Source organism: Mycobacterium sp. 852002-51961_SCH5331710 (assembly GCF_001665535.1).
Lineage (GTDB): Bacteria > Actinomycetota > Actinomycetes > Mycobacteriales > Mycobacteriaceae > Mycobacterium.
On record NZ_LZSQ01000084.1, the window covers coordinates 68,940 to 86,392 of the forward strand.

General features: G+C 68.7%; 20 protein-coding genes. 7 read left to right on the top strand and 13 right to left on the bottom strand.

The features are described 5' to 3' along the window. Positions 1-43 precede the first annotated feature (43 nt). Positions 44-1,051, bottom strand: coding sequence for a nonaprenyl/(2E,6E)-farnesyl/geranylgeranyl diphosphat synthase (grcC1, locus tag A5752_RS13925; protein WP_197500615.1), 1,008 nt, complete (start codon positions 1,049-1,051; stop codon positions 44-46). 21 nt (positions 1,052-1,072) lie between these two features. On the opposite strand from grcC1, the gene menJ reads away from it, so the two are divergent. Beyond that, positions 1,073-2,293 (top strand): menaquinone reductase MenJ, encoded by a 1,221-nt coding sequence (menJ, locus tag A5752_RS13930; RefSeq protein ID WP_067086267.1) that lies wholly within the window; start codon positions 1,073-1,075, stop codon positions 2,291-2,293. On the opposite strand, the gene A5752_RS13935 is transcribed toward menJ, so the two are convergent. After that, on the bottom strand, positions 2,290-2,535 hold the full coding sequence (locus tag A5752_RS13935) for a hypothetical protein (protein ID WP_067086269.1): 246 nt from the start codon (positions 2,533-2,535) through the stop codon (positions 2,290-2,292). The two genes, menJ and A5752_RS13935, sit on opposite strands and share 4 nt — an antisense overlap. 21 nt (positions 2,536-2,556) lie before the next feature. Between A5752_RS13935 and A5752_RS13940 the strand changes: the two genes are divergently transcribed. Beyond that, positions 2,557-2,997: a hypothetical protein gene (locus tag A5752_RS13940; RefSeq protein ID WP_067086271.1), complete on the top strand. Its 441-nt coding sequence runs from the start codon at positions 2,557-2,559 to the stop codon at positions 2,995-2,997. A gap of 107 nt (positions 2,998-3,104) precedes the next feature. Next, a complete protein-coding gene (locus A5752_RS13945) occupies positions 3,105-3,362 on the top strand; it encodes a hypothetical protein (protein ID WP_067086274.1) in 258 nt (85 codons plus the stop codon). Here A5752_RS13945 and A5752_RS13950 read toward each other — a convergent pair. Continuing rightward, a complete protein-coding gene (locus tag A5752_RS13950; RefSeq protein ID WP_067086280.1) occupies positions 3,359-4,414 on the bottom strand; it encodes an alpha/beta hydrolase fold domain-containing protein in 1,056 nt (351 codons plus the stop codon). The two genes, A5752_RS13945 and A5752_RS13950, sit on opposite strands and share 4 nt — an antisense overlap. 40 nt (positions 4,415-4,454) lie before the next feature. Continuing rightward, on the bottom strand, positions 4,455-5,147 hold the full coding sequence (locus A5752_RS13955; RefSeq protein ID WP_067086282.1) for a demethylmenaquinone methyltransferase: 693 nt from the start codon (positions 5,145-5,147) through the stop codon (positions 4,455-4,457). Positions 5,148-5,215: 68 nt separating this feature from the next. Here A5752_RS13955 and A5752_RS13960 point away from each other — a divergent pair, with 68 nt between their 5' ends. Beyond that, positions 5,216-6,040 (top strand): SDR family oxidoreductase, encoded by an 825-nt coding sequence (locus A5752_RS13960; protein WP_067086284.1) that lies wholly within the window; start codon positions 5,216-5,218, stop codon positions 6,038-6,040. A gap of 111 nt (positions 6,041-6,151) precedes the next feature. On the opposite strand, the gene A5752_RS13965 is transcribed toward A5752_RS13960, so the two are convergent. Further along, positions 6,152-7,279: a glycosyltransferase family 4 protein gene (locus A5752_RS13965; RefSeq protein WP_067086288.1), complete on the bottom strand. Its 1,128-nt coding sequence runs from the start codon at positions 7,277-7,279 to the stop codon at positions 6,152-6,154. A gap of 133 nt (positions 7,280-7,412) precedes the next feature. Here A5752_RS13965 and A5752_RS13970 point away from each other — a divergent pair, with 133 nt between their 5' ends. Further along, entirely contained in the window at positions 7,413-8,084 is a 672-nt protein-coding gene (locus A5752_RS13970) for a DsbA family protein (protein WP_067086290.1), read from the top strand. Here the strand turns inward: A5752_RS13970 and A5752_RS13975 are convergent. The 3 genes from A5752_RS13975 to A5752_RS13985 form a co-directional block, all read right to left on the bottom strand. Further along, on the bottom strand, positions 8,071-8,571 hold the full coding sequence (locus A5752_RS13975; protein WP_502686731.1) for a DUF3592 domain-containing protein: 501 nt from the start codon (positions 8,569-8,571) through the stop codon (positions 8,071-8,073). The genes A5752_RS13970 and A5752_RS13975 overlap by 14 nt on opposite strands. Before the next feature lie 134 nt (positions 8,572-8,705). Further along, a complete protein-coding gene (gene menD / locus A5752_RS13980; RefSeq protein WP_067086425.1) occupies positions 8,706-10,331 on the bottom strand; it encodes a 2-succinyl-5-enolpyruvyl-6-hydroxy-3-cyclohexene-1-carboxylic-acid synthase in 1,626 nt (541 codons plus the stop codon). A gap of 2 nt (positions 10,332-10,333) precedes the next feature. Further along, complete coding sequence (locus A5752_RS13985) at positions 10,334-11,116, bottom strand: alpha/beta fold hydrolase (RefSeq protein ID WP_067086291.1); 783 nt, start codon at positions 11,114-11,116, stop codon at positions 10,334-10,336. 141 nt (positions 11,117-11,257) lie between these two features. Here A5752_RS13985 and A5752_RS13990 point away from each other — a divergent pair, with 141 nt between their 5' ends. Further along, positions 11,258-12,457: an FAD-binding domain gene (locus A5752_RS13990; protein WP_067086293.1), complete on the top strand. Its 1,200-nt coding sequence runs from the start codon at positions 11,258-11,260 to the stop codon at positions 12,455-12,457. A gap of 2 nt (positions 12,458-12,459) precedes the next feature. Beyond that, the gene (locus A5752_RS13995) at positions 12,460-12,978 is read left to right on the top strand and encodes a MarR family winged helix-turn-helix transcriptional regulator (protein WP_231983407.1); all 519 of its coding nucleotides are present in this window, start codon (positions 12,460-12,462) and stop codon (positions 12,976-12,978) included. Positions 12,979-12,981: 3 nt separating this feature from the next. Here the strand turns inward: A5752_RS13995 and A5752_RS14000 are convergent, their stop codons facing one another. From A5752_RS14000 to A5752_RS14020, 5 genes are all read right to left on the bottom strand, one after another. Next, complete coding sequence (locus A5752_RS14000; protein WP_067086296.1) at positions 12,982-13,485, bottom strand: nitroreductase family deazaflavin-dependent oxidoreductase; 504 nt, start codon at positions 13,483-13,485, stop codon at positions 12,982-12,984. 31 nt (positions 13,486-13,516) lie between these two features. After that, on the bottom strand, positions 13,517-14,242 hold the full coding sequence (locus A5752_RS14005) for a DJ-1/PfpI family protein (protein WP_067086303.1): 726 nt from the start codon (positions 14,240-14,242) through the stop codon (positions 13,517-13,519). A gap of 14 nt (positions 14,243-14,256) precedes the next feature. Next, positions 14,257-15,216 (bottom strand): GlxA family transcriptional regulator, encoded by a 960-nt coding sequence (locus tag A5752_RS14010; RefSeq protein ID WP_067086431.1) that lies wholly within the window; start codon positions 15,214-15,216, stop codon positions 14,257-14,259. Positions 15,217-15,284: 68 nt separating this feature from the next. After that, positions 15,285-16,406, bottom strand: a complete 1,122-nt coding sequence (locus tag A5752_RS14015; RefSeq protein ID WP_067086434.1) for an LLM class flavin-dependent oxidoreductase — start codon at positions 16,404-16,406, stop codon at positions 15,285-15,287. A 73-nt stretch (positions 16,407-16,479) separates the two neighbouring features. Beyond that, positions 16,480-17,436: an o-succinylbenzoate synthase gene (locus A5752_RS14020; RefSeq protein WP_502686730.1), complete on the bottom strand. Its 957-nt coding sequence runs from the start codon at positions 17,434-17,436 to the stop codon at positions 16,480-16,482. Between the last annotated feature and the right edge of the window lie 17 nt (positions 17,437-17,453).

Genomic DNA, 17,453 nt, shown 5'->3' on the forward strand with positions numbered 1-17,453 from the left:
CCGAAGAGTCAACGCTTAGTCGGGCTCCGCAAGTTCCGGCTGTTCAGCCGTGCCGGTTCACGGTGTAGTCCACCAGCGTCGCCAGGGCCTGGCGACCGGGTCCGTCGGGCAGATGCGCGAGCTCCTCGCGGGCCTGCACCGCGTACTGCGCGACCGTCTCCTTGGCCTTCGCCATACCGGGCGAGGTGCGCAGCAGCCGCAGCGCCTCGGCCACGTCGTCGTCGTTCTCCACCGGCCCGGCCAGCAGTTCGCGCAGCCGGTCGGCCTCGGGGCCGTCGTCGCGCAGCGCATACAGCACCGGCAGCGTGTGGACGCCTTCCCGCAGGTCGGTGCCGGGCACCTTGCCGGATTCCTCCGGATCGCTGTCGATGTCGATGATGTCGTCGCTGATCTGGAAGGCGGTCCCGACGATGCCGCCGAGGCGGCTCAACCGCTCGATCTGCTCCTCGTCGGCGCCGGAAAACGTCGCCCCGAACCGTCCGGAGGCCGCGATCAGGCAGGCGGTCTTCTCGTAGACGACCTTGAGGTAGTGCTCGACGGAGTCGACGTGTTCGGCCGCGCCGCGGGTCTCGCGCATCTGACCGGTGACCAGCTGGGCGAACGTGTCGGCGATGATGCGCACGGCCTCCGGACCGAGCCGGCTGACGAGGCGCGACGCGGTGGCGAACAGGTAGTCGCCCGCGAGGATCGCGATGTTGTTGCCCCAGCGGGCGTTGGCGCTGTCAGCACCCCGGCGGACCTGCGCCTCGTCCATCACGTCGTCGTGATAGAGCGTCGCCAGGTGGACCAGTTCGATGACCGCGCCTGCGACGGTGACCTGCCAGGCGTCCGGGTCCGGTCCCAGCCGGGCTGAGAGCACCGTGAACAGCGGGCGGAACCGCTTGCCGCCGGCCTGGAACAGGTGTTGCACCGCCTCGGCCATCAGCTCGTCGGCTTTGCCGAGCTCAGTGGCCATCAGGTCCTCGATGCGGGCGACCCCGTCACGCACTTCCTGCGCAAATTCGGGATCTCCGAAGTCCACCCCGGCTACCACCGTCGCTGGCGTCCTCACCCTGCCAACATACTGGGAACCATGGACACCCGAGCGGACGTGGTCGTGGTCGGGGCCGGGCCCGCGGGTTCGGCCGCCGCTGCGTGGGCGGCGCGCACCGGCCGCGAGGTGCTCGTGATCGACAAGGCGCAGTTCCCGCGCGACAAGGCCTGCGGCGACGGGCTGACCCCGCGCGCGGTGTTGGAGATGCAGCGGCTCGGCCTGGGCTCGTGGCTGGACGGGCGGGTACGGCACCGGGGTCTGCGGTTGTCCGGCTTCGGCGCCGACGTCGAAATCGCGTGGCCGGGCCCGTCGTTCCCCTCCACCTCGAGCGCCGTTCCGCGCACCGAACTCGACGACCGCATCCGCATGGTCGCTGTCGACGAGGGCGCCAAGATGATGCTCGGCGTGAAAGCCGTTGACGTGCGCCATGATTCCTCCGGTCGCGTGGAGTCGGTGGTGCTCGACTCGGGTGCCGAGATCGGATGCGCCGAGCTGATCGTCGCCGACGGCGCCCGCTCGACATTGGGTCGCGTGCTGGGCCGCGAGTGGCATCAGGAGACGGTGTACGGCGTGGCGATCCGCGGCTACATCGCCACGCCGCGCGCCGCCGAACCGTGGATCACGTCGCACCTGGAACTGCGCTCGCCGGAGGGCAAAGTGCTGCCGGGCTACGGCTGGATCTTCCCGCTGGGCAACGGCGAGGTGAACATCGGCGTCGGCGCGCTGGCGACGGCGAAGCGACCAGCCGACGCCGCGCTGCGGCCGTTGATGTCCTATTACACGGGCCTGCGTCGCGAGGAGTGGGGCTTCGTCGGGGAGCCGCGCGCCGGGCTGTCGGCGCTGTTGCCGATGGGCGGCGCGGTCTCCGGTGTGGCCGGGCCCAACTGGATGTTGATCGGCGACGCTGCGGCTTGCGTCAATCCGCTGAACGGCGAGGGCATCGACTACGGGCTGGAGACCGGACGGCTGGCGGCCGAACTGCTGGGCACCGGTGACCTCTCGCAGGCGTGGCCCGCGGTGCTCTCCGCGCACTACGCCCGCGGGTTCTCGGTGGCCCGACGGCTCGCGCTGCTGTTGACGTTTCCGCGGTTCCTGCCGTCGACGGGACCGCTCGCCATGCGGTCGGCGGCTCTGATGAACATCGCGGTGCGGGTGATGGGCAACTTCGTCACCGACGAGGACGAGGACTGGACCGCCAGGGTGTGGCGCGGCGCCGGCCGGCTGTCGCGGCGTATCGACGAGCGGGCGCCGTTCACCTAGTCGCCCCGGTCCCGCTCGAGCAGCTTCACCGCGACGCCGGACTTCTCATTCGTCTGGGTAGAAGCCGTGAGCCCCAGGGCAATCAGGACATCGGCGGTCGTGATGAAGAGCCCGATCCAGTACGCCCACCGCACCGTCGGATCTGGTTGGGACGCGAAGTACATGACGAGGAAGATCGGGCCGACGATGCCGAAGACGAACATCATGCCCTGAAACATCAGGTAGCGCTTGAACGTCTCCATGTCGCAGGCAGAATAACGCGGATGGCCGCCGTGTACCGGGCTCCGATGCGATCCCGCGGTGACGACATCGACCCGCAGACGTCGCTGGACAGGGCGCTGGCGACGGGCGTCGTCGGTTTCGGCGACGTGGGGTTCGGCGAGCGGCTGGCTCGGCGTATCGAACGGTTCGCCGATGTCGAAAACGGCGCGTTCGTGTGGACCCGCGATGCGGACGGGCTGTACTGGCTGGGGCGCATCGACGGCCCGTACCGCCGCGACGACGACGCGGACGCCGTTGCGGTCGACTTGGTGCATGTGCGGCCGTGCCGCTGGCTCGGCGAGCCGATACTCGAACCCGACGTTCCCCCAGCGGTTCTCGCGACCTTCGGCCGCGGTGGACGCAACTTCCAGCAGACGCACGACCCCGACGTCGGGCCGCAAACAGAGCGACTCTGGGACACCCGCAGCGCCCAGGATTCGTAAAGCAGGCTAACTGTAAGCCCAGCTAGATGACCTATTTTCAGCGGCGCGCAGGGATTACCCTGAAGCGCAAGGGCGTTCACATAGGCATCGGCGGAAGGAAACCAACGATGCTCGGTCTCACGGTTCGGTCGGCGGTCGCCGCGTTCGCGGTCGGCGCTGCCGCGCTGTTCTCTGCCCCCGTTGCGCCCGCATTGCCGCAAGGACCGTGTCAGGACGTGTCTTACGTCGGGGTGTGCACACCGTATCGAGGTGCGACCGGAAAGCCGTCGTCGAACGCCAAGTCCGAACCGCCCTTGCCGGCCGTCAACAGCGCTCCCCCGGCCAACGGCGGCCAGCAGGCCGCGATCGCGGTCGACGAGGGCTAACCCAACGATTTCGCGAATCCGCTGACGTCGCGGATGGATGCGTCGAACACCTCGGGCATGTGAGCGCCGCAGAGCAAGTCGCCGCCATGACAGGTGCCCGCGACCACTCGACCCACCGCGGGAACGCCCGCCCGCACCAAGCGGCGGTAGTAGGCCAGGCCCTCGTCGCGGAGCGGGTCCAGTTCATTGACCGAAATGACATGGGGCGGAAGGCCGTTGAGATCCTCATCGGTGGCAACCGACGCCCAGCACGTCGGGTCGTCGGCATGGGAGCCGTCGGGGTTGTAGATCGAACCCAGCAGCGCGAGTTGTTGGCGACTGACGAAGTACTCGTCGTTCTCGGCCAGTGACGGCAGGTCCTCGCACTCCTCGAGCCAGCGGTTGGAAATGTATGGGCACTGCGCGTACAACCCGGCGATCTCGGCCAGCCAGCCCTCACGTTTGGCTTTGTGCGCGACGGTCAGAGTGAGGTTGCCACCGCCGGACTCCCCCGACACGATCAGATGGGCGACACCGAGATCGGCGCGATTGGCTGCCACCCAGCGCACCGCGGCGGCGCAGTCGTTGAGACCGGCCGGAAACGGATGCGGACCGAGTTCGCCTCCGGAGTTGCGGAACTCGACGCCGACCACGACGAGCCCGGTGGCCGCGAGGCATTCGCGGATCCTGATGTAGCCGATGTCGGCCGCGCTGCCCAGCGCCATCCCGCCGCCGTGCAGATGCACGACCGCGGGCAGCGGGCCGCTCGCATCGTCGGGGCGGCTGATGTAGAGCGTGATGTCGTTGTCGTCGGGCCCGGGGATCGTCGTCGTCGACGTGGCCACGCCGGACACCTCGGGCAGGTCCTTGGCCAACGCTTCGAGGATCGCGCCCATCCCCTGCTCGCTCATGGTCGCGAACGCGATGCGTTCTTCGAGCGGAGAGTCGACGGTCAGTGGTGCGGCGGGCAGCCGGCCATCGAGGCCGAACTGTGCGAATGCCTTCACCATTCGCGGGTCTGCGCGGGGATCGGTGGCGAGGGTGGCGTCGGGGTCGATCAGGCGTCCGTGCATGCCGAGACCGTAGCGCGGCGTCGCGGCGCCCGACCGGTAATCAGCGCAGGGGCTTGGTGGCGGCGTGCAGGGCGACGATGCCGCCGGTAAGGTTGCGCCAGCGCACCGACGACCAGCCGGCATCGGCGATTTGACGCGCCAGCTGCGTCTGGTCGGGCCATGCGCGGATCGACTCGGCCAGGTAGACGTAGGCCTCCGGATTGGAGGACACCGCACGGGCGATCCTCGGCAGCGCCTGCATCAGGTACTCCTTGTACACCGTCGCGAACAACCCGTTCGTCGGCGTGGAGAACTCGCACACCACCAACCGTCCGCCGGGCCGGGTGACGCGCGCCATCTCGCGCAGACCAGCCACGTGGTCGACCACGTTGCGCAGACCGAAGCTGATCGTCACCGCGTCGAACACACCGTCGCCGAACGGCAGCCGCGTCGCGTCACCTGCGACCTTCGGCACGTCGCGCTCGGCCCCGGCGGCCAACATGCCGACGGAGAAATCCGCAGCCACGCACCACGCCCCCGAACTGGCCAACTCGACCGTCGACACAGCGGTGCCCGCCGCGAGGTCGAGAACCTTGTCCTGCGGGCCGATGCCCAGTGCGGCACGCGTCGCTCGCCGCCAGAACCGGTCCTGACCCAGCGACATCACGGTGTTGGTCAGGTCATAGCGCCGCGCCACCGCGTCGAACATCGACGCCACATCGCGGGGGTCCTTCTCCAGCGTCGCGCGGCTCATGAGGCCACCGTAGCTGTGAAGATGCTTCAAGCGGGAATGCAGAGCCCGTCGACAGGGGATATAGGAGCATGAGCGAAAAGGTTTGGTTCATCACCGGGACATCGCGGGGCTTCGGACGCGAATGGACGATCGCGGCGCTGGAGCGCGGCGACAAGGTCGCGGCCACGGCCCGCAACGTCTCCTCGCTGGACGATCTGGTCGAGAAGTACGGCGACTCGTTGCTGCCCCTGGCGCTGGACGTGACCGACCGCGACGCGGACTTCGCGGCGGTCAAGCAGGCCCACGATCACTTCGGCCGACTGGACATCGTCGTCAACAACGCTGGCTACGGGCACTTCGGCTTCATCGAGGAGGTGACCGAGCAGGAGGCGCGCGACCAGATCGAGACGAACGTCTTCGGTGCGCTGTGGGTCACGCAGGCCGCGTTGCCGTATCTGCGAGCGCAGCGCAGCGGGCACATCATCCAGGTGTCGTCGATCGGCGGGATCGTCGCGTTCCAGAACGTCGGCATCTATCACGCGTCGAAGTGGGCGCTGGAAGGGTTCTCGCAGGCGCTGGCCCAGGAAGTGGCGGCGTTCGGGGTGCATGTCACGTTGATCGAGCCGGGCGGCTTCGCGACGGACTGGGCGGGCTCGTCGTCGCGCCGGTCGACACCGCTGCCCGATTACAAAGAGGTGCACGAGGAAGCCGATCGGATCCGCAGCCAGCGGGTGGCCAAGCCGGGTGATCCGCAGGCGTCGGCGCGGGCGCTGCTCAAGGTCGTCGACGCCGAAAACCCGCCGCTGCGGGTGTTTTTCGGCGAGTTGCCGCTGCAGTTGGCCAAGGCCGATTACGAGAACCGGCTCAAGACGTGGGAGGAATGGCAGCCGGTCGCGGTCGACGCGCAGGGCTAGGGGCGTGCCCGACTCCTTGCGCGAGCAGACGTAAACCTGCCTCTTTTCGGCGGAATTGCGGCAGTTTCGCGTCTGCTCGCCGGGAAGGGGGGCCCGCCGCAAGGGGTGCGGTTATGCGACGCGGCGGTGCCGTTGGCCGATGACGGCTTCGTAGTGCGCCAGGAGTTCGTCGCAGATCGACGGCCACGTCCGGGTCAGCACGCTGCGGCGCGCGGCGATCGAATAGCGTTGCCGCTCGGCGATCAGATGATCGACGGAATCGGCCAGGCGGGCCTCGAACTCGTCGACCTCGAGCAGCAGCCCGGTGCGGTAAGGAGCGACGAGGTCTCGCGGTCCGCCGGCGTTCGGGGCGACGACCGGCAACCCGGACGCCATCGCCTCCTGAACCGCCTGACAGAAGGTCTCATGTTCACCGGGATGCACGAACACGTCCATGCTGGCGTACGCTGCGGCCAGCTCGGCGTCGTACAGCGCACCGGTGAAAACCGCTGAAGGCAAGAGCTTTTCGAGCTTCGGCCGATCGACGCCATCGCCGACGACGACCAGCTGCAAATCGTCCCGGCGTGCGAGCACTGCCAGACGCTCTACATGCTTCTCCGGAGCCAGCCGCCCGACAAACCCGACAATCGGCCTGCCGAGGGGCGACCACCGACGCCGCAGGGCCTCATCGCGCGCCGAGGGTGCGAACCCCGTGATGTCGACACCCCGCCCCCACTTGTGCACCCGCGGAAAGCCGTGCGTCGTCAGGTCTTCCATCGCGGCGGTGGACGGCGCGAGGGTCCGGTCGGCGCGGCTGTGCAGGTGCCGCGTCCACGCCCATGCGGCGCGGGCGGTGAAGCCGACGCCGTAGCTCTCTGCGAATCCGGCTACGTCGGTCTGGAATACGGCCACGGTGGGCACGCGGAGCCGGCGTGCGGCGTGCAGGCCCCCGTAGCCGAGCAGCGCCGGTGACGCCAGATGCACGACGTCGGGGCCGAATCCCCGTAGCACACCGACGATCCGGGGCCGCGGCACGCCGAGCGGTAGCGACGTGACTTTCGGGAACATCCGTGACGGCACACGGTGCACGCGGACGCCGTCATGCACACGGTCCGCAGGCGCCTGCCCTCGCGGGTTGTCGGGAGCGATGACGAGGGTTTCATGTCCGGTGCGACGCAGGTGTTCGATCACCCGCAGCACCGAATTGGTGACGCCATTGACATTCGGGAGGAACGATTCTGCGACGATTGCCACGCGCACGCCCGAATCGTCTCAGCGCGACCTGTCGCGAAGGTTGCACGCGGGCGTATGGCACACGAAAAGCTGGTGCGCCAACGGGCGCTGCGAAGCGTTTCCGTCGAGTATCGTGCGGACCAGAGAAAGGGCGGTTGACATGCGAATCTCCCGGGCACTAGCGGCCGTGGCGTTCATCATGGCGCTCGCCGCCGTCGGCTGCACCAGCCACGTCGCTGGTACCGCGCAGCGTGACCCGGCGCAACCTCCGCTGAAGGTCAGCGAAGACGGTTACGGCGTGGTCGCCGGTTTCGACGACGCCCCGGCCCGCATCGAGATCTTCACCGAACCGCAGTGCAGCCACTGCGCCGACCTGCAAGCCGATTTCGGCGATCAGCTCGCCTACTACATCGGCGTCGGTCAACTCAACGTCACCTACCGGCCGTTGATCTTCCTCGACGAAGTGAGCCATGGGTACTCGGCACGGGTGAGCAACGCGCTGTTCCTCGCGACCGGTAGCGGCGCGACGGGCACGCAGTTCCAGCGGTTCGTCGAAGAGCTTTGGGCCCACCAGGATCCGGGCGGGCCCGGACCGAGCGACGACGAGATGGCCGACATGGCGCGCGCAGCGGGCATGCCCGACAAGGCCATCAAGCGGATCGGGAGCGGCGGGTCGGCGGTCAACGTTCCGGAGATGGACGAGAACAACTTCGGGTTCCTGTTCGACGTCGATCCCGGGGCCGCGGGTACACCGACGGTCTACGACCTGGTCTCCAGCGAGAAGCTCGACATCTACGACAACGACTGGCTCGACAAGCTCATCCAGTCGTGACTTCGGCGGCCGGCTCCGGATCAGCGGTCGTGCGCTGCGGTCGTCGGCGCTCGATGAGCGTCACCCCGGCCAGCGCGGCGCTCGCGATCAGCCAGCCCACCACCGCGATGGAACTCGCCGGGATGATCGCCAAGGCCGCGTTGCGGTGTTGCACGCGAACGAGATCCGGGTCGTTCTTGTCGTATTCGACGTAGATGTTCATCCCCGTCTCGAGCTCCGACGGATAGAGCACTCCGAGCTCGGGGCGATAGGTCACGCGGTCCGGAGTGACGAACTCGATCGTCGACCGGCGCGGTCCGGCGTCGAGCACCTCGGCGGCGGCCACCCCCATGTGCCGCGAGATCTGGCGGTCATTGCGCCACGCGCCCAACACCATCAGCACCGACTGGAGCGTCACCAGGCACGCGACGATCACGATGCCCACCCGGATCCGGCGGAACACCCGCTGTCGGCGCGACTCGTTCGGGTCGGCGGTGAGCCGGGGCAGGAACCGGCGCGCCCATCGGGTGGAGGTGGCGAGGCGGTCCACGACGGCGGCCCTCAACGGAGCAAGCTTGTCCGCTCCGCTCACAGGAGCTGAATCGTTCGCTCCGCTCACAGGAGCTGAATCGTTCGCTCCGCTCACAGGGCAGCCTTGATCGATGCGTGCAGCGCTCGCAGCGACGAGCGGTCGGCCTTCACCTCCAACACCCGCATCCCGTCGTGCGGTTCGTTGAGCGCCTCGACCAAATCGTCGGCTTCCAGCTGTCGGCTCTCCACGTGATACGCCCGGCACAACGCGCCGACGTCCACGTCGTGCGGCGTGCCGAAGATCCGCGACGACACGTCGGAGAAGCGCGGATCGCCCTGTTCGAGCAGTTCGAAGATGCCGCCGCCGTTGTCGTTGGACACCACGATCGTCAGGTTGCGCGGCGCCGGTTCCGTCGGACCGATCAACAACCCCGAACTGTCGTGGACGAACGTCAGGTCACCCAGCAGCGCGATCGTCCGGCCGTCGTGCGCGAGCGCGGCGCCGATCGCCGTCGACACCGTCCCGTCGATACCCGCCACGCCCCGGTTCGAACGCACCTTCAGCCCGTGGGTGTCCAGGCCGACGAGCGCGGCGTCGCGCACCGGGTTCGACGCCCCCAACACCAGCTGGTCGCCGGGCCGGACGGCGTCGGCCACCGCGGCGGCCACGTGCAGACCGGTTTTGAGCGGATGCGCCCGCAGCTGAGAGCGGACCGCCTCGATCGCGTGCCGGTGCACCTCGGCACACCGGTCCAGCCAGGCGGAGTCGGGAGCGCCCGTGGTGACGGCGCGGGTGCCGGTGGCCTGGGAGTTCCCCGACACGTCGGGCCAGCGGGGTCCCGTGGTCAGCGCGTAGACCGGCACCGACGGGTCGGCCAGCAGCGCCGAAACCGGCCGGTGCAGCGTCGGACGACCGAGCATGATGACCTGCTTGGGCCGCACCAGCCGTAGCGCGAACGGGTGCAGCGGGTTGTCGGCGGGCGGTGCCGTCGGCTCGGAGACAGTCGGCAGCGCGGCCAGGTTCGGGTGCTCGCCCGCACCGTGCCCGGCGATCACGACGGTGTCCGGCGTCAGGTCGATGTCGAGCGGCTGATCGAAGGTAACCGGCGGGGTGTACGTCCACGGCTTGCCGCCCGCCCTGCCCTCCGGAACGTAGGTCACCGACTCGTCCGCATCGGGCACAAGCGGCTCCCGCAGCGGAATGTCGAACTGCACCGGGCCCGCATTCGCGGATCGAGAACCTCTGGCGGCCACCAGGATTCGGCACACCGCCGAACGCCACTGCGCGTTGAGCGAATCGAGGTGTTCCGGCGACTCCTCGGCCAGGCCCAGGCTGATCGACGCCCGCACCTGCGTGCCGAAATACCCCAGCTGTTCGAACGTCTGGTTAGCGCCGGTGCCCAGCAGTTCATAAGGCCGGTTCGCGCTCAGCACGACCAGCGGGACCCGCGCGTAGTTCGCCTCGACGACGGCCGGTCCGAGGTTGGCCACCGCGGTCCCCGACGTCATCGCGATGCAGACCGGGGCGCGTTCGGCGATCGCCAGCCCGATGGCCAGAAAGCCCGCGGTGCGCTCGTCGATTCGGACGTGCAGTCGCAACCGGCCGGCGCGGTCGGCGTCCTGCAGCGCGAAGGCCAGCGGGGCGTTGCGCGAGCCCGGGCACAACACAACATCCCGTACGCCGCCGCGAATCAGTTCGTCGACGACCACGCGGGCCTGCGCGGTCGAGGGGTTCACCACTACAGCCTATCGGCGAGGAAATCGAGCGCCGCTTTGTTGACCTCCTCCGGATGCTCGAGGAAGCCGAGGTGACCGGCGTCGGGAATCTCCAGGTAGCGGCCATTCGGGATGGCGTCGGCGACCTCCCGGCTCAGGTGCGGCGGGAGCACCAGGTCGTCGGCGAACCCGATGACCAACGTCGGCGCCGTAATACTTCGGTAAGCGGGCAGCCGGTTGCCCTGCGGCCGCACCTCGATCTGCGCACGCCCGCCCGGTGTGGCCTTGGTGGGCCACATGACAAACATATCGATCCAGTCGCGGACCTTCGTATCATCGTTAAGCGTCTTGGGCGAAAAATTCTCCAGCAGACGGATTTTCGCGTCGTACATCGGGGGTAGCTCGACTCGAGAGTCGACGAAGTCGCGCTCGGCGCTGCGGAAGAATTCGCGGGTTCTGTCCTCGCGGCCGCGGGTGGCCATCAACACCGCCCGCTCCACCAGATCGGGCCTCGCCACCATCAGCTCCTGCGCGATGAACGACCCCATCGAAACCCCCACGATGCGCACCGGCGCGGCGTCAAGCTTCTCGATCAGCGCCGCCGTGTCAGCCACCATCGTCTCGGTGGTGAAGCCCGAGGCGTTTTCGGTCGCGCCAACCCCGCGATTGTCAAACGTGATACAGCGGTATCCGGCGCGCTGGAACGCGGGCACCTGATGCAGATGCCAGGTTCTGCCCGCACCGCCATGACCGGCGATGAACAGGACCGATGGGCCGCTTCCGCGATCGTCGTAGGCCAGATTCACTCGCATGACGGTACTCAAGTTCCCTCCGCGGGGCGCGGCCCGGGGGCCGTGGGAGGGCCGTGGGATGATCGTGCATTTCGCATGATATGCGCGTAGCATCAATTACCACCCACCCTCGACGATTCCGAGGAGGAATGCGAAATGAAGATCGCCATCAGCGGCGCTGGTGTCGCCGGACCCGCCTTCGCCCACTGGATGATGCGCGCGGGGCACGACATCACCCTGATCGAGAAGGCGCCGACCTTTCGCACCGGCGGCTATCTGATCGACTTCTGGGGCCTCGGCTACGCCATCACCCAGAAGATGGGCATCGAGGATGACCTCCTCACGGCCGGCTACCGCGTGCGCGAACTACGCATCGTCGACGACGAGGGCCGGGCGTCGGCGCGGCTGCGGGTCGATCCGCTGCGCCGCGCGGTCGGCGACCGCTATGTCAGCCTGGCTCGTGGCGACCTGGCTGCCGCGATCTACCGGACCGTCGAGCACGACATCGAGACCGTCTACTCCGAAAGCATCACCGCTCTGGACAACCGACCCGATGGCGTCACGGTCGAGTTCGAGCACGGCCCGCCGCGGCAATTCGACATGGTGATCGGCGCGGACGGGTTGCACTCCAATGTCCGGGCGCTGGCCTTCGGCCCCGAAGCACGCTACGAGCACTATCTCGGCTGCCAGGTCGCGGCGTGTGTGCTCGACGGTTACCACCCAACCGACGACCTCGTGTACGTGACGCACAACGTGCCCGACCGTCAGATCGGCAGGTTCACGCTGCGCGGCGACCGCACCCTGGTGCTGTTCATCTTCCGCTCGCCGACGCCCACCCTGCCCGCAGACCTCGATTCCTGTAAAGCGCTGCTGCGCAGGGAGTTCGCTGACGCCGGTTGGGAGTCGGCGCGGATTCTCGAAGCCCTCGACGGCGTCGACGACATCTATCTCGACGTGGTCAGCCAGATTCGCATGGACAGCTGGTCGGCAGGACGCGTCGCACTGATCGGCGACGCGGCGGCGTGTGTCTCGTTACTGGCGGGCGAGGGCACTGGACTGGCCATCGCCGAGGCATACGTCCTCGCCGGTGAGCTGACCCGGGCGGGTGACGACATCGGCGCCGCGTTCAAGGCGTACGAGAATCGGCTGCGCGGCTTCATCGAGGCCAAGCAGGATGGCGCGCAGCGGTTCGTCTCCTTCTTCGCGACCCGCACCAAGCTCGGTATCTGGTTGCGCAACTTGGCGATACGCACTTTCGACTTCCCGCCGGTCGGAAACCTGGTGATGAGCCGGACCCTGCGTGACGACATCACGCTGCCGGAGTACGAGCTGCCGGAGCTCAAGCCACGAAGATGAAGATGACGCACGACGGCGCGCGGTCGAATACCGTTGCGGGACGGAAGGAAGCGATGCCGTCGACCAACAGACCCGCCGAGGCCAACTTATCGGAGCTCGAGCGCGCCACCCGCGGGCTCCTCGCGCTGAACGTATCCGCGCTCGAACAGATGGAGCAGCGGATCGGCCTCGCGCCGCTGCGTGCGCTGCAGGCACTGGATCGGCTGGGCCCGAGCCTGGTCACCGAACTGGGTGACGAACTGGGACTCCTGCCGTCCACCGCGAGCAGGCTCAGCGACCGCCTCGCCGACGCCGGTTACATCACTCGCCGCGTCGCTCCCACCAACCGCCGCGCCACGCTGCTCGAGTTGACCGACGCGGGACGCGCGGTACTCGACGAGCTGATCGGGCTGCGCGTCGAGGCGTTCGGCGCGGTCACCCAGCGCATGACCGAGGCCGACATCGCGGCGCTGATGCAAGGTGCCCGCGCCTTCACTGCGGCCCTCGAGGAGCTGACCGAGCGCTCACACGCCGACGGCTGAGGACTACGCCTCCGCTTCGGTGAATGCGACGACCGGGATGCGCCGCTTTCCGGCGCGCTTCTCGTAGTCGGCGTAGTTCGGCACGAACTGCTTGGCCAGCCCGAACAGCCGGTCGCGCTCGGCCCCGGTGACCTCCTCGCCGACGAACGTGCCCCGGTAACCGCGCGCGGACAGCGTCACCCGCGGATTGGCTTTCACGTTGTGGAACCACGCCGGATGCCGGTCGCCGCCGTAGTTGGAGGCGATGACGATCACGCGTCCGGCGTCGGTGAAATAGGTCAGCGGTGTGCTGCGCTGCTGGCCCGACTTTGCGCCGGTGTGCGTCAACAGCACCTCAGGGAGCACCAGTGACATCGACACGTGGCCGTTGGTCAGCTTGATCACGGCGCGGTCGATCCGCCAGCCGATGCGGCCCAGGAACCATCGGGCGGGCGCTGTGCCCATGAGACGGGCGCCTGCGCGGACGAGCGGTGTCGGCGGATCGGGTCGGACTTCGGGTATCCCCATGCTCGCGACGGTATCTCAGATACGCCGGGTGTCAGCGCGCCGAGACGGCCTTCTTGCGCACCCGTTGAAGCGCGGCGGTCCACAAAAGCGCCACCGTCGGCGCAAGCTGCCCCTGCTTGACGGTGTCGCGGCTCAACAAGGTCGACGCGGTCGCCTTGGTCGCGGCCGACGCCTTCGACATGTGCCCGGAGTCGTAGGGCGGTTGCGGGTCGTATTCGATGACGAGTTGCACCGCCTTGGCCTTGGCCTCGCCCGCAATCTGCCCGAACAGCCACAGGCCCAGGTCGATACCGGCCGACACCCCGGCTGCGGTGACGATCTTGCCTTCGTGGACCACCCGCTGATCCGAGACGGTCTCGACGCCGAAGGGCTTGAGCATCGGCAGTGCCATCCAGTGTGACGTCGCACGGCGCCCGTCGAGCAGGCCGGCCGCGGCCAGGATGACCGACCCCGAACACACCGACGTGGTCCAGGACGATGTCTCGTGCGCCTTGCGCACCCAGTCGAGCACCCGCTCGTCGCGTGCGTGCTGGAAGCTCGACAGCCCGCCGGGGATCAGGATGATGTCGGGCGACGGCGTCTCGTCGAACGAGTGCGTGGCGCCGACGAGCAGCACGCCGGAGTCCGCCTCGATCGGTCCCGGTTCGTGCCAGACGAAGCGCACCTCGGCGTCGGGCAGGTTGCGCAGCACGTCGTAGGGGCCGATGAAGTCGAGCGCGGTGTACCCGGGGTACAACATGATCGCGATCTGGGTCATGGGTTGTCTCCTTGTCAGGCGAAGGTCTTGCGGTACTGATCGGGCGAGATGCCTAGGCGGCGAACGAAGTTGCGTCGCAGCGATTCGGCGCTGCCGAACCCGCATCGCGCGGCGATCACGGTGACGGTGTCGTCGGTCTCTTCGAGCTGGCGGCGGGCGGCCTCGGTGCGGATCCGTTCGACGTAGGCGCCCGGCGCCTCACCGACCTCTTCGGTGAACAGCCGCGTGAAGTGCCGCGGGCTCATCGCGGCGCGGCGTGCCAGCTCCGTGATGCTGTGCGCCCCACCGGGTTCGGTCTCGATCGCCTCCTGCACCTCGCGAATCGGCGCCCTCTTGGCGCGCGGCATCCACACCGGCGCGGCGAACTGCGTCTGGCCTCCCGGCCTGCGCAGATACATGACCAACCAGCGGGCGACGGTCTGGGCAACGTCGGTGCCGTGGTCGTCCTCGACCAGCGACAGCGCGAGGTCGATACCCGCGGTGACACCGGCCGCGGTCCAGGTGCGCTCGTTGCTGCGCACGAATATGGGTTCGGGATCGACTGTCACCGTGGGAAATTCGCGGGCGAGCCGCTCGGTGTAGGCCCAGTGCGTGGTGGCGGTGCAGCCGTCGAGCAGGCCGGCCTCGGCGGCGAGGAAGGCGCCGGTGCACACACTGACGATCCGCCGGGTGTTCGGCGCGACCGTCTGGATCCAGTTCACCACGTCGAGGTTGGCGCGGGCTTCGTGCACACCGACCCCGCCGGGCAGCACCAGCGTGTCGATCGGTTGCCGCGGATCCGGCAGGGCTTCGGCGACGAGCGCGAGGCCGGTGCCGGTGGTCGCGGGTTCACCGTCGAGGGTCACCACCCTGGCGTCGTATCCCTCGCGCCCGTGCTCCTGCACATATCGGGACGCACCCGTGAACACCTCGAACGGTCCGACCAGGTCGAGAGCCTGGACACCGCCGAAACCGAGAATCACCACCGATCGCATGAAACCAGTGTTGGCCACCAGCGCCGTGGCGTCTACGCCATGTATCCCACAGATCAGGACATGGGGGCTCAGAGCCGCTTGAGGCGGCCCAGCAGCCGCTGGAACACGAGCGAGGACGCCAGGGACTTGCCGATTCGGCGTTGACTCGGGCTCTGGTTGGCCACGACGAGGTAGCGCACCCCGTGGTCGCGCCAGTCCGCGGCCCTGTCGACGATCTCGTCCGGTGTGCCGCACAGGAACACGTCGCGCACCACCGAGTCCGGAACGCGCTCGACCGCAGCGAGGGCCGCGTCTCGGGTCAGCGTGAACGGCAGGTTGTCCAGCGCGCCGGCGAAACCCGCGCCCAGCGGGTGCTCGGTGCCGTGACAGCGGTAGAAGTCGTCGGAGGCGTTCAGCGCGAACGACTTCACCAGAGGTGACGCCATCGCCTCGTCGACGTCGTCGCGTGTGCGCCCGGTGATCACCGGCATCCAGAGCGCGGGCGTGACGGCGAGCGGGTCGCGGCCCGCGTCCGACGCCGCTGCGCGCACGGCGTCCAGTCGTCGCGCATAGTCGGCCGGCCGCTGGGTGAAGGCGGGAAACCAGCCGTCCCCGTACCGCCCCGCGACCCGCAGCATCCGCGGACCGTGTGCGGCCACCCAGACGTCCGGCCACCGGCCCCGGTAGGACGGGAGGTCGAAGACCGCGTTGCGGAGCGGAAAGCACGGCGAATCACGGTTCACCAGAGCACCTTTGGAGTCCCACAACGTGCGAATGGTGGCCAGCGCCTCCTCGAAGCGTGCGACGGGTGCCGAGAAGTCGATGCCGTACGGCTCGTTGGCCTCACGCTCCCCCGCGCCGATGCCGAGAATCATCCGGCCGCGGGTGAGCAAGTTGAGCGTGGCCGCCGCTTGCGCGGTGACCGCCGGATGGCGCCGCGACGTATCGGTCACCCCGACACCGAGCGCGAGCCCGGCGAGCCGATTGCGCGCGGAGATGCGCCCGAGCATCGTCCACGGTTCGAAGACGGCGTCGATGCGGGGAGCCAATCGGCTTGCGCCACAGTGCTCCGGAGTCCACAGCGCGCGCGGCAGCAGCGAATTGAGATGGTCGGGAACCCAGAAGGAGTCGACGCGGGCCGCGGCGGCGCCGAGATAGTCGAGCCGGGTCAGCGCCTCCGGGGCGCTGACCGTCGGGACGAGCGGGTCCATGACGCCGAGCCGCAAGTGCCGCTGTTTCACGGCGTCAGCTCACCACACGAGCGGGGCGAGGTGGTGGTTTGTGTCAACGTGTCAATGGAAGGCACCTGCGCACGCGGTCGACCCACCATCGCCGCCGGTCGGGCGTCGCGGCCAGTGCCGCAAGGCGCGCCGGGTCGGGCACCACCGGACCGATCGTCAGATATCCGTCCTCTGCGGGCACCGGTTCGGCCACGTCGTCGACGAACAACCCGCCCGTACCCAGGCCGCACGCATGGCGGAGCTGCGGAAGCGCCCCGGCGGCCAGCAGACCGCGGCCGATCCCGACGGCGGAATCGAGCGCGCTGGACACGACGACGGGGATGTCGATCTGCTCGGCGATTGCCAGCAGCGACCGCACCCCACCCAGCGGCGCGACCTTGAGCACCGCGACGTCCGCGGCCTTCTCACGTACCACGCGCAGGGGGTCTTCGGCCTTGCGGATGCTCTCGTCGGCGGCGATCGGAACATCGACCCGGCGTCGCAGCTCGGCCAGTTCCGCAACCGTGGCGCACGGCTGCTCCATGTACTCCAATGGTCCGTCCGCGGTCAGCGCCGTCGCCGCGGCGACCGCTTCGTCGACACTCCAGCCGGCGTTGGCGTCGACCCGCACCGTCGGCACCACCGCGCGCACGGCGTTGACGCGCGCCACGTCGTCGGCCAGGGACTGGCCCGGCTCGGCGACCTTGACCTTCGCCGTGCGCGCGCCCGGGAAGCGGGCCAGCACCTCTGGCACCCGCACGGCCTCCACGGCCGGCACGGTCGCGTTGATCGGGATCCGATCGCGGCGCACCTTTGGGGCCGGCTCGTAGGCCGACTCGAGGGCGGACGCCAGCCAATGCGCCGCCTCGGGCGGCTCGTATTCGAGGAACGCCCCGAACTCACCCCAGCCGGCCGGACCGTCGATCAGCGCCACCTCGCGGACCGTGATGCCACGGAACCGGACCCGCATCGGAAGCGCGACCACATGCATCCGATCGAGGACGTCGTCGAGCTGCCGCATGCGGACCATCCTGCCGG